We start from the raw sequence: 545 nt of genomic DNA on the forward strand, positions 1-545 counted from the left end.
GGCAGGATCATTAATCTGGGTCATCCAGCCCCGGATATTATACTTGTAATCAATCTGCTGAAGCGGGGAAGAAGCCGTAACTCCTCCTACTTTCTTAGATTCCAGCTGGGAAAGTTCATTGTATTTATTCTGGGCAAGAATTTCTACCGGATTACTATCCACCTGATGCTTATGTGCCAGCAGCCTGTTCTGATGATCATACTCAAAGGTTTCTGTAATGATTCTTTCGGTATCAGAAGTAAGTCTTTTATGCTTTGTAATGGTCTGTTGTGATAATCCTGCAAAATCCAGTCTGGATTCTGTATGGGTATAGCCTCCCAAATGATTGATGGAATGAGTTCCAATCGCTCTTCCCTTCCTGTCATAATAGGTATAGTTCTTTGTCCAGTTATCATCCTCAATGTTCTTTACCAAACTCATCACAGGAAGTCCTTTGGTGCTTCTTCCGTCAGCCGTAGGAGTTTCAGTCAATGTAGATTCTCCCTGAATCGTTGAAGGAAAGGCTGGATTAAAGCTGTAGGCAGGATAAGAGTCGTAATAATTAA

Annotated in this window: 1 pseudogene; it reads right to left on the bottom strand. The window is 41.7% G+C overall.

The features are described 5' to 3' along the window. Window positions 1–545 (bottom strand): annotated as a pseudogene (locus EK417_RS21275) (RHS repeat-associated core domain-containing protein); the annotation flags it as partial.

It is taken from the genome of Chryseobacterium candidae (genome assembly GCF_004916905.1).
GTDB lineage: Bacteria > Bacteroidota > Bacteroidia > Flavobacteriales > Weeksellaceae > Chryseobacterium > Chryseobacterium candidae.